Genomic DNA, 16,573 nt, shown 5'->3' on the forward strand with positions numbered 1-16,573 from the left:
GATGATCAAGACCGTCAAGACAGCCCCCTATCAGGATCAGAAGCCGGGCACCTCGGGCCTGCGCAAGAAGGTGCCGGTGTTCTCGCAGGAGAACTACGCGGAGAACTTCATCCAGTCGATCTTCGACTCGCTCGAAGGCTTTGAGGGCAAGACGCTGGTGATTGGCGGCGACGGCCGCTATTACAATCGCGAGGTCATCCAGAAGGCGATCAAGATGGCCGCCGCCGCCGGCTTCGGCAAGGTCATGGTCGGCCAAGGCGGCATCCTCTCCACGCCCGCCGCCTCCAACATCATCCGCAAGTACAAGGCCTTCGGCGGCATCGTGCTTTCCGCCAGCCACAATCCGGGCGGCCCGACCGAAGATTTCGGCATCAAGTACAATATCGGCAATGGCGGCCCCGCACCGGAAAAGATCACCGATGCGATCTTCGCCCGCACCAAGGTCATCGACGCTTACAGGATCGCTGATGTCCCGGACCTCAACCTGGACCAGCTCGGATTCTTCGACGTCGCCGGCATGACGGTCGAGGTCATCGATCCGGTCGCCGATTATGCCGAACTGATGGAGCAGCTTTTCGACTTCGGCGCCATCCGCACCCTGCTCGCCGGCGGCGTGCGCATTGCAATCGATTCCATGGGCGCCGTGACCGGCCCTTACGCCAAGGAGATTTTCGAAAAGCGCCTCGGCGCGCCGGAAGGCTCGGTGCGCAATTTCACGCCGCTGCCAGATTTCGGCGGCCATCACCCGGACCCGAACCTCGTCCACGCCAAGGACCTTTATGACGACGTCATGAGCGCCGACGGCCCCGTTTTCGGCGCTGCCTCCGATGGCGACGGCGATCGCAACATGATCGTCGGCAAGGGCATGTTCGTCACCCCGTCCGACAGCCTTGCGATCATTGCCGCCAATGCGACCGTCGCTCCCGGGTATTCCAAGGGCATCGCCGGCATCGCCCGCTCCATGCCGACCAGCGCCGCGGCCGACCGCGTCGCCGAAAAGCTCGGCATCGGCATGTACGAGACGCCGACCGGCTGGAAGTTCTTCGGGAACCTGCTCGATGCCGGCAAGGCGACCGTCTGCGGCGAAGAGAGTTTTGGCACCGGTTCCGACCACGTGCGCGAAAAGGACGGCCTTTGGGCAGTGCTTTTCTGGCTGAACATCATGGCTGCCCGCAACGAAAGCGTCGCGGAGATCGTCACCAAACACTGGGCGGAATACGGCCGCAACTATTACTCCCGTCACGACTACGAGGAAGTGGACACCGAGGCCGCCAACGGTCTTGTTGCGGCGCTGCGCGAAAAGCTCGCTTCCCTGCCGGGCCAGAGCTTTGGCGCGCTGAAGGTCGCGGCGGCGGATGACTTTGCCTACCATGACCCGGTCGATGGTTCGGTCTCCAAGAACCAGGGCGTGCGTGTGCTGTTCGAGGGCGGCTCCCGCGTCGTCTTTCGCCTGTCCGGCACCGGCACCTCGGGCGCCACCATCCGCGTTTACGTCGAGCGCTACGAACCCGACCCGGCCAAGCACGGCATCGAAACCCAGACGGCACTCGCCGACCTGATCGCCGTGGCAAACGAGATTTCAGAGCTCAAGACACGCACCGGCCGCGACAAGCCCACGGTCATCACGTGATCGCGTAAGACCTGAAACCCTGGGAGGCCGCGGATGTTCTCACCCCGCCAGCTCGGTGTCACCCTCACCGACAAGATGGCGCAGTTCGCGGTCTACTCGCAGCACGCCGAGCGCATCGATCTTTGCCTCTTCGACAAAGATGGCCGTGAGCAGGCACTGGCCATGCAGCGCGGCGAGGATGCCGTTCATCGTATCGACCTACCCTCGATCCATCCCGGACAGCGCTACGGATATCGCACCCACGGCGTGTACGATCCGGACCGCGGCCTGTGGTTCGACCCGTCGAAGCTCCTCGTCGACCCTTACGCCCGCGAACTCGACGGGCCATTCCGCCACGAGCAGCGCCTGTCGCAATACGGCGTCGAGACCGCCGACCTCGTGCCGAAGGCGATCGTCACGCGCGACCAGCCGGCCAGGGTGGGAAAGCCGCTCCTGCCTCCCGGCGGCTTCATCTACGAGGTCGCCGTCAAGCCCTTCACCATGCTGCACCCGGATGTGCCCGAAGGTGAGCGCGGCACGGTCGCGGCCCTCGCCCATCCATCCGTCATCGCGCACCTGAAGAAGATCGGCGTCGACGCGATCGAGTTGATGCCGATCACCGCCTGGATCGACGAGCGCCACCTGCCGGCGCTGGGCTTGACCAACGGCTGGGGTTACAACCCGATCGCGCTGATGGCGCTTGATCCGCGCATCTGCCCGGGCGGCATGATGGAACTGCGCGAAACCGTCGCCGCCCTGCATGCGGCTGACATCGGCGTCATCCTCGACCTCGTCTTCAACCACTCGGGCGAAAGCGACCGTTATGGCGCAACACTTTCCATGCGCGGGCTCGACAACCTCACCTATTACCGCCATGCCCGCGACAGTCCCGGCCAGTTGATCAACGACACCGGCACCGGCAACACGATCGCCTGCGACCATCCCGTTGTGCGCCAGCTGATCCTCGATACGCTGCGGCATTTCGTGCTGTCGGCTGGCGTCGACGGCTTTCGCTTCGATCTCGCCCCGATCATCGGCCGCACGGCCGACGGTTTCGACCCGAACGCCGAAACGCTGACGGCTATGCTCGGTGACGAGGTGCTGAAGGACCGCGTGCTGATCGCCGAACCATGGGACATCGGCCCGGGCGGCTACCAGCTCGGCAATTTCCCGCAATCCTTCCTCGAATGGAACGACCGTGCCCGTGATGACATCCGCCGCTACTGGCGCGGCGATGGCTGGATGACCGGCGCGCTTGCGACCCGGCTTGCCGGCTCCTCGGACGTCTTCCGCAACGGGCACACGCGCTCGGTCAATTTCCTCGCCGCCCATGACGGCTTCACGCTGATGGACCTCGTGTCGCACCAGCAAAAGCACAACGAAGCGAACGGCGAAGAAAACCGCGACGGCCACGGCGAAAACTTCTCCTGGAACAACGGCGTGGAGGGCGAGACGCAGGATCCGGCGATCCTCGAGCACCGCCGCCGCGATGTTGCCGCCCTCCTTTCGACCCTCTTTGCCACGCGCGGCCATGTGATGCTCACCATGGGCGACGAGGCAGGCCGCTCCCAACGCGGCAACAACAATGCCTATGCGCAGGACAACGAGATCACCTGGCTCGACTGGAGCGCGATCGACGAAGGCCTGGTCGAGCATACCGCCGCGCTTACCGCCATGCGCAGGCGCTTCTCCGTCTTCTCCGAAGCGAGCTTCTTCAGCGGCGAAGGCGATGTCGAATGGCTGAACGCTGCAGGGCAGCCGATGCAGGTGGGTGATTGGGAGAACGCCAGCAACCCGGTGCTCGGCATGGTGCTCGCCACAACCGATCGAACCACCGAGCAGGCCACGCGGCTGGCGGTCCTCATCAACCGAAGCCATGCGCCCCTCACCTTCGCTTTGCCCGGCGAAGGCTGGACGGATGTGGTCACCGGCGAGGCCTGGCAGGGCATGCTTCCACCTCGATCGGTGCGCTTCTGTTTCCCCGCATGATGCAATGCAAAAATCGCTCGCTTGGCGCGCTGATTTCGCTAGAGTTCGCGGCAGTTCCCTGAGCCTCGTGAGGTAGCATGCCTGAAGTTTCGCTTGCCGATATGCCCGGCCTTGTTGGCACTGTTGTCGGAATATCGGACTGGATCACGGTTCCGCAGTCGATGATCAACATGTTCGCGGACACCACGCTCGATCACCAGTTCATCCATGTCGATGAAGAACGCGCCCGGACCGAAAGCCCGTTCGGCGGCACCATCGCGCATGGCTTCCTGACGCTCTCGCTCCTGTCGGCCATGAACTTCGACTGCGTCCCGAAGATCCGCGAGCAGACGATGGGCCTCAACTATGGCTTCGATCGCATCCGCTTCATGTCGCCGGTGCGTCCGGGCGCGCGTATTCGCGGCCATTTCAAGCTCGCCGACACCCGTTTTCGCGGCGCCGGCATGCTGATGACCACCTATGACGTGAGCGTCGAAATCGAGAACGAAAAGAAACCGGCGATGACGGCGACCTGGATCACCATTGTCCAGTTCGATCCGAAGGATCGCCCGGAAACCGTTTGACCGAGACGACCGAAGGCGCGGCTCATCACCGCGCCTTCGTTTTTTCTCGCAGATGACCGGAGCCTAGAGCCAGGCGTCGCGCGCCGCCTCGGCCAGCAGGCCGAAGGCATAGTCGGAGAAGGAACGCCAGACTTCCACCCGGAAGGCATCTTCCGCCGTGCGCAGCAGAACGATCTCCACCTTGCCGAACAGCGTGCGGGCGCAGGCGCCGACGGGGAAGGCCTTCAGCGACAGGTCCTGCGGACATCCGCCGTTAATCGCGTTCGCAGCACCGGGGCCGGAAACCAGGATCGCCGTGTTGCGGTGAGACACGTCGGTGGCCGAATGCAGCGCACTGGTTCCGACCAGCGCATCCAACAGCCCGCCGCCGACCTCGCCAATCACCAGCCACTCATCCGGACCGAGCCAAAGCGCCGTGCGTCCGTTTGCGGAAGCGGATGTCTTTGACCGCACCGGCAGTTCGAGCCCAAGCGCCGAAGAGAGGGCCGGCACATCCTCAGGCCGCGCGCGCAGCGAAATGCGTTCCGCGGCAGGGGCCGCTTCCAGCCGCACGGCAGACGAGCCGCCGAAGAAGCCGGAAAGCGGAAGCATTCGGTTTGCCATCTCAACCATGGATGCGCACCCCTTCCTTGTCGAAGAACACCATGTCCGTCACTTCCACCGCCACCGTCTTGTCCTTCATCGGCACGTAAAGCGTCTGGCCGATGCGGCTGCGGCCGCCCGCCACGAGCGCCAGCGCAATCGCCCGACCGCAGTTTTCCGACCAGTAGGCCGAGGTGACGTGGCCAAGCATCGTCATCGGCTTCGGCTGGTTCGGATCGGCAACGATCTGCGCGCCTTCTTCCAGCACATCGCTCGGCTTGTTGGTGAGCAGGCCGACGAGTTGCTTGCGGTTCTCGCGCACGAGATCCGGCCGCTTCAAACCACGGATGCCGACAAAGTCGGTCTTCTTCTTGGAGACCGCCCAGCCGAGGCCGGCATCATCCGGCGTCACCGTGCCGTCCGTATCCTGGCCAACGATGATGTAGCCCTTCTCGGCGCGCAGCACGTGCATGGTTTCGGTGCCGTAGAGGCAGGCGCCCATGTCCTTCGCGCGTTCCCAGACGGCCTTCCAGACCGCCGGGCCGTAATCCGACGGCACGTTGATTTCGTAGCCCAGCTCGCCGGTGAAGGAGACGCGGAACAGCCGCGACGGCACGCCCATCACCGTGCACTCGGCGACGCTCATGTGCGGGAAGGCTTCGTTGGAAATGTCCACGCCTTCGACAAAAGGCTGGATGATCTCGCGCGCTTTCGGGCCCTGCACGGCAATCACCGCCCACTGCTCGGTTGTCGAGGTCAGCCACACCGTGAGATGCGGGAATTCCGTCTGCAGATAGTCTTCCATGTGGTTGAGCACGCGCGGCGCACCGCCGGTCGTGGTCGTCACGTGGAAACGATCCTCGGCCAGCCGTCCAACAACGCCGTCGTCATATACGAAACCGTCTTCGCGGGTCATGATGCCGTAGCGTGCCTTGCCGGGCTTCAGCGTATCCCAGGCATTGGTATAGACGAGGTTGAGGAACTCGGCCGCATCCGGGCCGACGACCTCGATCTTGCCGAGCGTCGAGCCGTTGAAGACGCCGCCGACTTCGCGCACGGTGCGGCATTCGCGGTTGACGGCGGCAAACATGTCCTCGCCCCGCTTCGGATAATACCAGGCGCGCTTCCAGTTGCCGACATCCTCGAACTCGGCGCCTTCGGCCGCTTCAAGCTGATGCATCGGCGTCTTGCGCGCCGGGTCGAACAGATCACCACGCGAGTGGGCGACCAGCGTCCCATAGGTCACCGGCGTGTACGGCGCGCGGAATGTCGTGAGCCCCACCTGCGGGATCGGCCGGTCGAGCATCTCGGCGGCAATCGCCAGGCCATGCATGTTGGACAGCTTGCCCTGGTCGGACGCCATGCCGTTCGTCGTGAAGCGCTTGATATGCTCGATCGAATGCATGCCTTCGCGCACCGCAAGGCGGATGTCCTTGGCCGTCACGTCATGCTGGAAATCGACGAATGCCTTCACCGTCGTGTCCGGCCCCGCCCCTTCCGCCGCGCCGATCATGCCGCCGGTCCATTCGAAGCGGTTCTCGCCGGTCAGCGCCACCCGTCCGCCGCCTGCGATCATCGCCTCGTCGATCAGTTCGGCGAGGTCATCGGTGCCGTTGCAGGCGCCAACCGAAACGCAATCCTGCGCATAGATATCCGGCAGGAAACGCTGGTTCTGGTCGTCGTAGCGCAGCTTGCCGCGCGACTGCGAGAAGAGATGCACGGAGGGCGTCCAGCCGGCCGAAACGATCAGCGCGTCCACCGCCATCTTGCGGATGTCGAAATTGCCATTCCGCGCCACCGTCATCGAGTTGATGCGCAGCCGCCCACCCGTGTTCGTCACCGAATGGCCGGTCAGCACGTCGATGCCGAGTGCACGCGCCTGCGCCAGCACCGCATCACCGGGACGCTCACGGCAATCCACGATCGCGACGATCGACACACCGGCGCGCTTCAGGTCGAAGGCCGCTTCGTATGCGGAGTCATGCGCCGTATAGACGCCGACACGCCGGCCGACGGCCACGCCATGGTGGTTGAGGAAGGTGCGTGCAGCCGAGGCGAGCATGATGCCCGGGCGGTCGTTGTTGGCGAACACCATGTGGCGCTCGATCGAGCCCGTCGCCAGGATGACGCGTTTTGCCCGCACCTGCCACAGGCGCTCGCGCGGCAGGTCCTTGTGCGGCCGCGCCAGATGATCCGTCACTCGCTCGGCGAGGCCCAGGAAGCCGTGGTTGTAGTAACCGAAGACCGTTGTGCGCGTCAGTACAGTGACGTTCGGCATGGCTTTGAGCTTGGCAGCGGTTGCCTGCGCCCAGTCATAACCGTTCTGGCCGTCGATGATCGTCGCATTGTCGGCATGCAGCGCACCGCCCACTTCCGGCTGCTCGTCGACGAGGATCACCGAAGCACCCGTCGCGGCGGCGGAAAGCGCGGCCGTGAGGCCCGCAACACCGGCCCCGGCAATCAGCACGTCGCAATGCGCAAAGCGGTTGCCGTAATGATCCGGATCCTCTTCCCGCGGCGCCTGGCCGAGGCCCGCCGCGCGGCGGATGAAGGGCTCGTAGAGCTTGTGCCATGCCGCCTTCGGCCACATGAAGGTCTTGTAGTAGAAGCCGGCCGCGAAGAAGGGCGACAGCAGGTCGTTGAACGCGCCGATGTCGAAACGCAGCGATGGCCAGCGGTTCTGCGACGAGATCTTGGCGCCATCGAACGCTTCCTGCACGGTTGCCCGCACGTTCGGCTGCCGGCGTGCCGCATCGCGCGCAACGTCAAGCAGCGCATTCGGTTCTTCCGGGCCGGCGGTCAGGATGCCGCGCGGACGATGGTACTTGAAGGAACGGCCGGTCAGGTGCACGCCATGCGCCAGAAGCGCCGAGGCAACCGTGTCGCCTTCCATGGCGGTATAGGTCTTGCCGTCGAAGGTGAAGCGGGCGGTGCGCGCCGGGGTCAGACGCCCGGCACCCTTGATGCGAAACGCGCCGAGGTTCTTGGATGCAGCGCTCATCGTGCATCTCCTTCGGTGGCTTCATAGGTTTCGACCGTTTGTTCCGTCGCCGCAACGCCCGGAACCGGCTGCTTCGGCAGCCCTGCCTTGTAGGTCATCAGGAACTTGTCGCTCACGGTGTCGCGCGCCGCATTGAAGAAGCGGCCGCAGCCATGGATATGGCGCCAGCGCTCATAGGTGAGGCCTTTTTCGTTGTTGCGCAGGAAGAAGAACTCGGCGAACTCCTCGTCGGTAATCTCCGAAATGTTGGTCGGGCGGGCGATATGCGCCTCGCCGGCCCAGCGGAATTCCAGCTCGGCGCGATCTTCTTCGCAATAGGGGCAGTGGATCAGAAGCATTGTGATGGCTCTCGCTTAGTGCGCCACGGCAGCCGCGGCTGCCTCGTCGATCAGGCGGCCGGTGCGGAAACGGTCGAGCGTCAGGCCCGCCGCCAGACGATGCGGCTCGCCGCGCGCAATCAGGTGCGCGAAGAGATGGGCCGAGCCCGGCGTCGCCTTGAAGCCGCCCGTGCCCCAGCCGCAGTTGACAAACAGGCCCGGCACCGGTGTGACACCCTGGATCGGCGAACGGTCCGGCGTGTTATCGGTAATGCCACCCCACTGGCGCATCATCTTGACGCGGCGGAAGATCGGGAAGAGCTCGCAGATCGCATCGAGCGTGTGGGTGATGATCTGCAGGCCGCCGGTCTGGCTGTAGGAATTGTACTGGTCGGTGCCAGCGCCGATCACCAGTTCACCCTTGTCGGACTGCGAGATATAGGCGTGCACGGTGTTCGACATCACGACGCAGGGGAAGATCGGCTTCAGCGGCTCGGAAACGAGCGCCTGCAGCGGATTGGAATGCAGCGGCACGCGAACGCCTGCCATTTCCATCACCACCGACGAATGGCCGGCGGCAGAGACGCCTATCTTCTTGGCACCGATGAAACCGCGGTTGGTATCGACACCCTGCACCTCGCCGTTCGGCCCGCGACGAATGCCGGTGACCTCGCAGTTCTGGATGATATGCACGCCGCGATCAGACGCCGCACGCGCATAACCCCAGGCCACCGCATCATGGCGGGCCGTGCCGCCGCGCCGCTGCAGCGCCGCCCCATTGATCGGGTAACGCGCGGTCTTGGAGATATCGAGAACCGGGACGAAGGCCTTCGCCTGTTCCGGCGTCAGCCATTCATTGTCGATGCCGTAGAGCCTGTTGGCGTTGATGTGCCGCTTGAAGCTCTGCATGTCGTGGGTGTTGTGCGACAGCATCATCACGCCACGCGGCGAATACATGGTGTTGTAGTTGAGATCCTGGCTCAGGCCTTCCCACAGCTTGAGGGAATGCTCGTAGATGTCCATGCTCTCTTCATAGAGATAGTTGGAGCGGATGATGGTGGTGTTGCGGCCGGTATTGCCACCGCCGATCCAGCCCTTTTCCAGCACCGCCACATTGGTGATGCCGTGCTCCTTGGCCAAGTAATAGGCGGCGCCGAGGCCGTGGCCGCCGCCGCCGATAATGATCACGTCGTAGCTCGAGCGCGGTTCAGGCGAAACCCATTGCGCTTCCCAGCCCTTGTGGGCGCGCAACGCCTCCCGGGCTATGGCGAAAACCGAATATTTGCGCATTTCGCCTTCAACTCCTCGCAGGATGAATGTGGTGGTCGGGCCTTGGGTTAGTGCGATAGCCATCGCAAATCAATATGCGTCGCAATAGCTTTATTGCGACGCAAGACACGATTGTTTCGACAAGGCTGAAAGGCCGGCTTCACAAGCACGGCATCACGAAGACGTTGGACGGCGCCCGATCCGGGTTGTGGCGCTATTTGGTCGCAGTCGTCGTGGTGGTGACCTTGGTCACCTGCGGCCGGGCAACGCCCGCCAGCCCCGCTGCGCCACGCGCCCCAGAAGGTCGCGGCAGAAGCCGACTGTCAGCAACGGGTTGCGACCGGAATCGTCGCGCGAAGGATCACGACCGCTGATGCAGGCGACCGTCATGGCTGAAATCGCCGCATTGGGCCCGGAGACTTCAACCTTTCCCGCGGCGGCGTCCTTGCCGACGAGCGCCACCAGAAGGTTGCCGTACTGGCTAAGGATGATCGCATAGGCATCCTGCCCGATCACACCATTGGAGTAACTCTGGCAGGCGACATAAAGCCCGTCGCGGAGCGCAAGCACGGCCGCGTTGCGCCCCTCGCCTTTTTCGACATCCTCCACCGACGACAGGTTGATTTCCAACTTACGCTCCCCCTGCTCGGTCGGGCGCGTGCTGGTAAACTTGCGCGCCCGGTCGAAGGCGACGATGTAGTCTGGACTCGGCTCGGTGCAGACAATCGGCGGATAGCCCTGTTTATGCCGTTCCGTGACGAGCCTCAGGTTGCCGCTCGTGACGATCCCCGTCGACGAGCCGAACCTGACGGGTGAAACGCGACTGTTGGGTGAGTTGCATCCGGCGAGCCCCATGACCAGGGCCGGAATGATCCATTTCGATGTCTTGAACATGCCTGCGCCCCTCCACCGGCCAAAACCGGTTTCCCTCTTGGAAGATGATCCGACGGGTTTTGGAGCGCGCCCCGTGACGGCAAATCTGCATCAAGTTGCAAATCAATGCAACTAAAATGCGATCACCCAATAATGCGCAACCTAGGATTATCTTGAAGGGAGGCAGGCTTGGGCTCAGGCCTTGATCAGCACCTTGCCCTTGCGATGACCTTCGGCAGCCGCGGCAACGGCCTTGGACACATCCGCAAGATCGAAGATACCGGATACCGGCAGGTCGATCTCGCCCTTGGCCACGCTCTGGACGATCTCGCCCACCAGGCGGCCGATCTTTTCCGGACCGAGCGCCGGCCCGACCTTGGCGAGCCAGAAGCCCTTGACCACCGTCTCCTTGAAGATCAGGTCGCCCGGAGAAAGCTGCATCGGCTGGCCCGACATCAGCCCGAACGACAGGAGCACGCCCTTCTGCCCCAGCAGCGACAGAAGCTCACCGGAAGACGCGCCGCCGACGCCATCGATTGCGGCCTTGATCGGCGCCCCGCCCGTGAAGCGGGCGACCTCATCCTTCCACCCGGCGCTGTCGGTGGAAACGACGTGGTCGATGCCAAGTCCACGCATCTCCTCAACAGCACTTTCCCGCCGCACGACATTGACAACGTGGACGCCGCGCCGCTTGGCAAACATCGCAAGCGTGCGACCAACCGCGCCATTGGCCGCGTTCTGTATGATCCAGTCCCCCGGCTTCGCCTCGAGATAATCGAGAAGGGCCAAGGCACTCAGCGGCATGGAGATCATCTGCGCGGCCGCCTCGTCGCTGATTGCATCCGGCAGCGGCACGGCACTGGCGGCCGAGGCGAGGTAATAATCCGCCCATGCGCCCTGGCCGGATGCCGCGACTCGCTGCCCCGGCTGAAGATGGGTGACGCCCTTTCCCACCGCATCGACCACGCCCGTCGCCTCGGTGCCTGCCACCGCCGGAAGCTGCGGCTTGATGCCGTAGTCGCCGCTCACCGTCAGCAGGTCGTGGTTGTGGATCGCCGACATCCGCATGCGCACGCGCACCTGTCCCGGTCCCGGCTCGGGCAGCGGCCGGTCCTCGATCTTCAGCACGTCCGACGGCTTGCCGAAGGTGGAAAAGCTGGCGCTTCTCATGGGATGTCTCCTTGCTTATGTCCCGTTTCGGTTCGCCCCTGATATAGAGACCCGGCCCGTGACGGAAAGGCGGCCGCTTTCATAAGCTTTTTCGTTCAAAGCGCCGTGGCAACATCTGGACTTCAGCCAAGTCATCTGCTATTTGCACGCACCAATCGCACGGCCTGCGCCGCGCGAACGTTACCATTTCGCCTCAAATCGTACCGATGACGGCGAGCAACCAAACCAAAGGAACGGGATTCACGTGCAGGTACTAGTCCGCGACAACAACGTTGATCAGGCGCTTCGCGCTCTCAAGAAGAAGATGCAGCGCGAAGGCATTTTCCGCGAAATGAAGATGCGCGACTACTACGAAAAGCCGTCCGAAAAGCGCGCCCGCGAAAAGGCTGAAGCTGTTCGCCGCGTTCGCAAGCTGGCCCGCAAGCGCATGCAGCGCGAAGGCCTGATTGCAGCGCCTGCGAAATCTGCGTCGGCTTCGCGTTCGGCTCGTTGATCGGCCGCTTTTTCGACGTTTTCATATGTTCTGAGGGCGGTGGCGACTTTGGGCGCCGCCGCTCTTTTTGATTTGGGACCGAACAAATCTGTCCGGTCCAGTGCTTGATTGGGGGATACGTGCCTGATGGCCGCTAAGACAATCGTTGTGACGGGTGCAACACGAACCTTCGGCCTCTCGAATCGCCTCTCGAAAGCAAGCACCAGGACGGCCCTTCCCGCGGCCCTGATGGCAGCGCTGGCACTCGCCGGCTGCTCAACGACCCCGACGACCACCGACCTCATCACCGTTGATCGCGCACAGGGCAGCCAGGAAAACATCGCCTCGCTCTCGGCCGTTATCCAGTCCAACCCGAGCGATCCGGAAGGCTACAACGTCCGCGGCTCTGCTTATGGCCGCGCCGGCGACTTCCAGCGGGCGCTTGCCGATTTCAACCGCGCCATCCAGATCAATCCGCAGTTCTACCAGGCTTATGCCAACCGCGCGCTTGCCTACCGCAACCTCGGCAAGCCGGTCGAAGCCGCAAACGATTACAATCGCGCCCTGCAGATCAATCCGAGCTATGACGTCGCTTATATCGGCCGCGGCAATATCTACCGCCAGGCCGGCCGCAACAACGAAGCCTTCAATGACTTCAACCGCGCGATCGAGCTGGAAACCACCGATGGGCGCGCCTGGCACAACCGCGGCCTGATCTACCAGTTGCGTGGCCAGCATGCGCAGGCGATCGAGGATTTCTCGCGCGCCATCTCGCTGTCGCCGAGCTCGCCGGAGCCCTACAACGGCCGCGGCATCTCCTATGTGGCGCTGAACGACGACGAAAACGCCTTCGCCGACTTCAACCGCGCGATCGAGCTCAACGACAAGCTCGCCGAATCCTGGGCCAACCAGGCGCTCGTCTACGAACGTCGTGGCGACCGCGCCCGCGCCTACAAGTCCTATTCGCACGCCGTGCGCCTCGACCCGAACTACAAGCCGGCCAAGGACGGCGCCGCCCGCACCCGCGCCTCGAGCTGAGGTGACGCTGTCACCCTACGTCGTGATCCGTACGAGACGGCGTTTGTGGATGACAGTGATGACGAAGATGCCATTGTCGTCGATCTCATAGAAGATAACATGGCTCTGATGTTCGTGCCGGTGGACTTCTGTATCGAAGCCCGCGGCGCGGCGTCCCATACGGGGATTGTCAGCTAAAAGCTCCAGACACCGGTGGAGATCATCCACATATTGAATTGCCTGTCGCTCACCGAACGCATGCAGGCTGAACAGGAAGATGTCCTCAAGATCATCTTCCGCCTTGTTGCTCAGTCGGTACTCAGCCACCGGCCTTCTGACTGGCGTCGAACCTCTTCTTTGCCCTTTCGAAGATGTCGTGCACGCTATGAGGGCTCACGCCGCTCGCCCGCCCTGCGGCAACGATCTCCTTCAGTTCCTCAATCGAAAGCTCGTCACCCTGCCTGCTGCGTTCCCTCAACACGAGGTCGCGCACATAGTCGCCAGCGCTTGCATATTCACCCGCGCGTACGCGGTCTTCGATCAGGTCCTTGACGGTGTCTGAAACGGTTATGTCTGCCATAGCGGCCTCCTGATCCAGTCAGTCTGGCACAAAAGCCTCCAGCAAAAAAGCCCGGCATCAGCCGGGCCTTTCGTCACCTCATCATCTCACTGCTTCATCGCCTTGACGATGTCTTCCGTCATCTTCTTGGCGTCGCCAAGCAGCATCATCGTGCCGTCCTTGTAGAACAGCGTGTTGTCGATGCCGGCATAACCGGAACCGAGCGAGCGTTTGACGAAGAGGCAGGTCTTGGCGCGATCGACATCGAGGATCGGCATGCCGTAGATCGGCGAGGACTTGTCGTCGCGCGCCGCTGGGTTGGTGACGTCGTTGGCGCCGATCACATAGGCGACGTCGGCTTGCGCAAACTCGGCATTGATGTCTTCCAGTTCGAACACTTCGTCATAAGGCACATTGGCTTCGGCAAGCAGCACGTTCATGTGTCCCGGCATGCGGCCGGCCACCGGGTGGATCGCGTATTTCACCTCCACGCCATGCTCCTTCAGCGTGTCGGCAAGTTCGCGCAGTGCATGCTGCGCCTGCGCCACCGCCATGCCATAGCCCGGCACGATGATGACCTTGGAGGCGTTCTGCATCAGGAACGCCGCGTCGTCGGCAGACCCCTGCTTCACCGTGCGCTGGATGCCGTCGTCCGCACCGGCAGACGCGCTCTCGCCGCCAAAGCCGCCGAGAATGACGGAGATGAAGGAGCGGTTCATGCCCTTGCACATGATGTAGGAGAGGATCGCACCGGACGAGCCGACCAGCGCACCGGTGATGATCAGCGCGAGGTTGCCGAGGGTGAAGCCGATGCCCGCCGCCGCCCAGCCGGAATAGGAATTCAGCATCGACACGACGACCGGCATGTCGGCGCCGCCGATCGGGATGATGATCAACACGCCAAGCGCCAGCGCGAGCAACACGATCAGCCAGAAATCGAAGTGGCTCTCGGTCTGCACCAGGCCGAAGATGAAGACGACGATCAAGAGCAGCAGGCCAATATTGATGGCGTGCCGGTATGGCAGCATGATCGGCTTGCCGGACATGCGCCCGTCGAGCTTGAGGAAGGCGATGACGGAGCCGGTAAAGGTGATGGCGCCGATCGCCGCGCCGAGCGCCATCTCGATGAGCGCCTGCCCATGGATCTCGCCGATCGCACCGATGCCGAAGGACAGCGGATCATAAAGGGCTGCCGCCGCCACCATCACGGCCGCGAGGCCGACCAGCGAGTGGAAGCCGGCCACCAGCTGCGGCATCGCCGTCATGGGGATGGTGCGGGCAATGTAAGCCCCCGCTCCACCACCGATCGCCAGCGCCAGCACGATCAGCACGAAGCCGCCGAAGGAAGGCGTCGCGAGCAGCAGCGTCGTGAGGATGGCGATCCCCATGCCGACCATGCCGTAGACGTTGCCCCTGCGGCTCGTCGTCGGATGCGAGAGCCCGCGCAGCGCCATGATGAACAGCACGCCGGAGACGAGGTAAAGGAAGGCTGCGAGATTCTGTGACATCATTCCTCCCAGAACCCGTCAGCGGTCTTTTCGCTTGTACATGGCAAGCATTCGGCTGGTCACCAGGAAGCCGCCGAAGATGTTCACCGAAACAAGCACGAGCGCGATGAAGCCGAAGCCGGTGGCATAACCGCTGGCGGAAATGCCGACGGCGAGCAGCGCACCGACGACGATCACCGAGGAGATGGCGTTGGTAACAGCCATCAGCGGCGTGTGCAGTGCAGGCGTGACAGACCAGACGACGTAATAACCGACGAAGATCGACAGAACGAAGATCGCCAGCCGAAACACGAAGGGATCGATCGCCCCGCCGGTCGCGACACTTGCGGCTTCCGGCGCCTGGGCGGCTGCCGCAACCACGGCATTGACCGCCTGGTCCAGCTGTTCGAGCGCGTTGTTCAAAGCCTCGTTGGCCATCACAGCTCCTCCCTGTCCACGGCGGCATCGCCGGCGATCGGATCAACCGCCGTCGTCTCCGTAACGACCGGCTTTTCAATGGTGTCACCCGAAGCCGCCGCAGCCGCAAAAGTCGGATGAACCACGCTGCCGCCATGGGTCAGCATGGTCGCCTTCACCAGTTCGTCCTCGAGGTTCAGCGCGAAGTCCTTGGTACTCTTGTCGACCATCGTCTCGAGGAAGGCGTAAAGGTTGCGGGCATAAAGCGCCGAGGCGGAAGCCGCGATCCGGCCGGCCACATTGGCGTAACCGATGACGCAGACGCCCTCGATGGTGGTGATCTTGCCCTTTTCCGAACCTTCGATATTGCCGCCGCGCTCGACTGCAAGGTCGACCGCCACGGATCCGGGCCGCATTGAGGCGAGCATGGCGCGCGTCACGAGCCGCGGCGCCGGGCGTCCGGGAATGAGCGCGGTGGTGATGACGATGTCCTGCTTGGCGATATGTTCGGCCACCAGCGCCGCCTGCTTGGCCTGATAGGCTTCCGACATCGGCTTGGCATAACCGGCTGCCGTTTCGGCCGCCTTGAACTCGTCGTCCTCGACGGCAATGAACTTGGCGCCGAGCGAGGCGACCTGCTCCTTGGCGGCCGGGCGAACGTCGGTTGCCGACACGACCGCGCCGAGGCGGCGCGCGGTGGCGATCGCCTGAAGGCCGGCAACGCCGGCCCCCATGACGAAGACCTTGGCGGCCGGAACCGTGCCAGCCGCTGTCATCATCATCGGGAAGGCGCGGCCATATTCGTGCGAGGCGTCGATCACGGCGCGGTAGCCGGCAAGGTTCGCTTGTGATGACAGGACGTCCATGGACTGGGCGCGGGTGATGCGCGGCATCAGTTCCATTGCAAATGTCGTCAGCCCGGCCTTGGCCATGGCGGCAAGCGCCGCTTCACTGCCATAGGGATCCATGACAGCAAAAACGATGGCGCCTGATCTGTAGGATGAAAACTCGGCGGGATCCGGACGGTTGACCCGCAGGATGATGTCCGCCCCGTCGGCATCGGCGGCCGTGCCGATCGTTGCGCCGGCAGCCTGGTAGTCGCGGTCGGGAAGACCGGAAGCATCTCCGGCACCCGCCTCCACGACCACGGAGAACCCGAGGCCGATGAAGCGCTTCACCGTTTCCGGCGAAGCAGAAACACGCGGTTCATCTGCGCCTTCACGGCACACGAATATGACCTTCGCCAAA

16 protein-coding genes are annotated in these 16,573 nt (G+C 63.4%); 5 read left to right on the forward strand and 11 right to left on the reverse strand.

All coding sequences use genetic code 11. The features are described from left to right. Nucleotide 1 precedes the first annotated feature (1 nt). From CYG48_RS11150 to CYG48_RS11160, 3 genes are all read left to right on the forward strand, one after another. On the forward strand, nt 2-1,630 hold the full coding sequence (locus CYG48_RS11150; protein WP_118850446.1) for an alpha-D-glucose phosphate-specific phosphoglucomutase: 1,629 nt from the start codon (nt 2-4) through the stop codon (nt 1,628-1,630). Nucleotides 1,631-1,663: 33 nt separating this feature from the next. Beyond that, a complete protein-coding gene (glgX, locus tag CYG48_RS11155; protein ID WP_118850447.1) occupies nt 1,664-3,598 on the forward strand; it encodes a glycogen debranching protein GlgX in 1,935 nt (644 codons plus the stop codon). A gap of 77 nt (nt 3,599-3,675) precedes the next feature. After that, nucleotides 3,676-4,161, forward strand: coding sequence for a MaoC family dehydratase (locus CYG48_RS11160; RefSeq protein ID WP_118850448.1), 486 nt, complete (start codon nt 3,676-3,678; stop codon nt 4,159-4,161). Between the two features lie 63 nt (nt 4,162-4,224). Here CYG48_RS11160 and CYG48_RS11165 read toward each other — a convergent pair whose 3' ends face one another. The 6 genes from CYG48_RS11165 to CYG48_RS11190 all read right to left on the reverse strand — a co-directional run bounded on the left by CYG48_RS11165 (nt 4,225) and on the right by CYG48_RS11190 (nt 11,373). Beyond that, nucleotides 4,225-4,773 carry a sarcosine oxidase subunit gamma gene (locus CYG48_RS11165; protein WP_118850449.1) on the reverse strand — a complete coding sequence of 183 codons (549 nt, stop codon included), beginning with the start codon at nt 4,771-4,773 and terminating at the stop codon, nt 4,225-4,227. Further along, nucleotides 4,766-7,744, reverse strand: a complete 2,979-nt coding sequence (locus CYG48_RS11170) for a sarcosine oxidase subunit alpha (protein ID WP_118850450.1) — start codon at nt 7,742-7,744, stop codon at nt 4,766-4,768. Before CYG48_RS11170 ends, CYG48_RS11165 begins: the two co-directional genes overlap by 8 nt. Beyond that, the gene (locus CYG48_RS11175; RefSeq protein ID WP_118850451.1) at nt 7,741-8,082 is read right to left on the reverse strand and encodes a sarcosine oxidase subunit delta; all 342 of its coding nucleotides are present in this window, start codon (nt 8,080-8,082) and stop codon (nt 7,741-7,743) included. The genes CYG48_RS11170 and CYG48_RS11175 overlap by 4 nt, the downstream gene beginning before the upstream one ends. A gap of 15 nt (nt 8,083-8,097) precedes the next feature. Then, entirely contained in the window at nt 8,098-9,351 is a 1,254-nt protein-coding gene (locus tag CYG48_RS11180) for a sarcosine oxidase subunit beta family protein (protein ID WP_118850452.1), read from the reverse strand. Nucleotides 9,352-9,579: 228 nt separating this feature from the next. Continuing rightward, a complete protein-coding gene (locus CYG48_RS11185) occupies nt 9,580-10,224 on the reverse strand; it encodes a hypothetical protein (RefSeq protein ID WP_118850453.1) in 645 nt (214 codons plus the stop codon). A gap of 174 nt (nt 10,225-10,398) precedes the next feature. Next, nucleotides 10,399-11,373 carry a zinc-binding dehydrogenase gene (locus tag CYG48_RS11190; protein WP_118850454.1) on the reverse strand — a complete coding sequence of 325 codons (975 nt, stop codon included), beginning with the start codon at nt 11,371-11,373 and terminating at the stop codon, nt 10,399-10,401. Nucleotides 11,374-11,617: 244 nt separating this feature from the next. Here CYG48_RS11190 and rpsU point away from each other — a divergent pair, with 244 nt between their 5' ends. Continuing rightward, nucleotides 11,618-11,866, forward strand: coding sequence for a 30S ribosomal protein S21 (gene rpsU / locus CYG48_RS11195; protein ID WP_118850455.1), 249 nt, complete (start codon nt 11,618-11,620; stop codon nt 11,864-11,866). Between the two features lie 126 nt (nt 11,867-11,992). Then, nucleotides 11,993-12,883 (forward strand): tetratricopeptide repeat protein, encoded by an 891-nt coding sequence (locus CYG48_RS11200; RefSeq protein ID WP_118850456.1) that lies wholly within the window; start codon nt 11,993-11,995, stop codon nt 12,881-12,883. A gap of 15 nt (nt 12,884-12,898) precedes the next feature. Here CYG48_RS11200 and CYG48_RS11205 read toward each other — a convergent pair whose 3' ends face one another. The 5 genes from CYG48_RS11205 to CYG48_RS11225 form a co-directional block, all read right to left on the reverse strand. Continuing rightward, nucleotides 12,899-13,189 carry a type II toxin-antitoxin system RelE/ParE family toxin gene (locus tag CYG48_RS11205; RefSeq protein WP_199925125.1) on the reverse strand — a complete coding sequence of 97 codons (291 nt, stop codon included), beginning with the start codon at nt 13,187-13,189 and terminating at the stop codon, nt 12,899-12,901. Then, nucleotides 13,182-13,442 (reverse strand): ribbon-helix-helix domain-containing protein, encoded by a 261-nt coding sequence (locus CYG48_RS11210; RefSeq protein ID WP_118850458.1) that lies wholly within the window; start codon nt 13,440-13,442, stop codon nt 13,182-13,184. Before CYG48_RS11210 ends, CYG48_RS11205 begins: the two co-directional genes overlap by 8 nt. Before the next feature lie 86 nt (nt 13,443-13,528). Continuing rightward, a complete protein-coding gene (locus CYG48_RS11215; RefSeq protein ID WP_118850459.1) occupies nt 13,529-14,929 on the reverse strand; it encodes an NAD(P)(+) transhydrogenase (Re/Si-specific) subunit beta in 1,401 nt (466 codons plus the stop codon). Between the two features lie 18 nt (nt 14,930-14,947). Beyond that, complete coding sequence (locus tag CYG48_RS11220; protein ID WP_118850460.1) at nt 14,948-15,346, reverse strand: proton-translocating transhydrogenase family protein; 399 nt, start codon at nt 15,344-15,346, stop codon at nt 14,948-14,950. Next, nucleotides 15,346-16,572, reverse strand: coding sequence for a Re/Si-specific NAD(P)(+) transhydrogenase subunit alpha (locus tag CYG48_RS11225; RefSeq protein ID WP_118850461.1), 1,227 nt, complete (start codon nt 16,570-16,572; stop codon nt 15,346-15,348). Before CYG48_RS11225 ends, CYG48_RS11220 begins: the two co-directional genes overlap by 1 nt. Nucleotide 16,573: the final 1 nt, after the last annotated feature.

The organism is Neorhizobium sp. SOG26, from assembly GCF_003491345.1.
GTDB lineage: Bacteria > Pseudomonadota > Alphaproteobacteria > Rhizobiales > Rhizobiaceae > Neorhizobium > Neorhizobium turbinariae.

Bases quoted from the DNA above. Each gene is read 5' to 3' on its own strand.
- CYG48_RS11210 (WP_118850458.1), bottom strand. From the start codon at position 13,442: ATGGCAGACATAACCGTTTCAGACACCGTCAAGGACCTGATCGAAGAC.
- CYG48_RS11200 (WP_118850456.1), top strand. From the start codon at position 11,993: ATGGCCGCTAAGACAATCGTTGTGACGGGTGCAACACGAACCTTCGGC.
- CYG48_RS11170 (WP_118850450.1), bottom strand. From the start codon at position 7,744: ATGAGCGCTGCATCCAAGAACCTCGGCGCGTTTCGCATCAAGGGTGCC.
- glgX (WP_118850447.1), top strand. From the start codon at position 1,664: ATGTTCTCACCCCGCCAGCTCGGTGTCACCCTCACCGACAAGATGGCG.
- CYG48_RS11175 (WP_118850451.1), bottom strand. From the start codon at position 8,082: ATGCTTCTGATCCACTGCCCCTATTGCGAAGAAGATCGCGCCGAGCTG.
- CYG48_RS11165 (WP_118850449.1), bottom strand. From the start codon at position 4,773: ATGGTTGAGATGGCAAACCGAATGCTTCCGCTTTCCGGCTTCTTCGGC.
- CYG48_RS11180 (WP_118850452.1), bottom strand. From the start codon at position 9,351: ATGCGCAAATATTCGGTTTTCGCCATAGCCCGGGAGGCGTTGCGCGCC.
- CYG48_RS11220 (WP_118850460.1), bottom strand. From the start codon at position 15,346: ATGGCCAACGAGGCTTTGAACAACGCGCTCGAACAGCTGGACCAGGCG.
- CYG48_RS11150 (WP_118850446.1), top strand. From the start codon at position 2: ATGATCAAGACCGTCAAGACAGCCCCCTATCAGGATCAGAAGCCGGGC.
- CYG48_RS11185 (WP_118850453.1), bottom strand. From the start codon at position 10,224: ATGTTCAAGACATCGAAATGGATCATTCCGGCCCTGGTCATGGGGCTC.
- CYG48_RS11215 (WP_118850459.1), bottom strand. From the start codon at position 14,929: ATGTCACAGAATCTCGCAGCCTTCCTTTACCTCGTCTCCGGCGTGCTG.
- CYG48_RS11160 (WP_118850448.1), top strand. From the start codon at position 3,676: ATGCCTGAAGTTTCGCTTGCCGATATGCCCGGCCTTGTTGGCACTGTT.
- CYG48_RS11190 (WP_118850454.1), bottom strand. From the start codon at position 11,373: ATGAGAAGCGCCAGCTTTTCCACCTTCGGCAAGCCGTCGGACGTGCTG.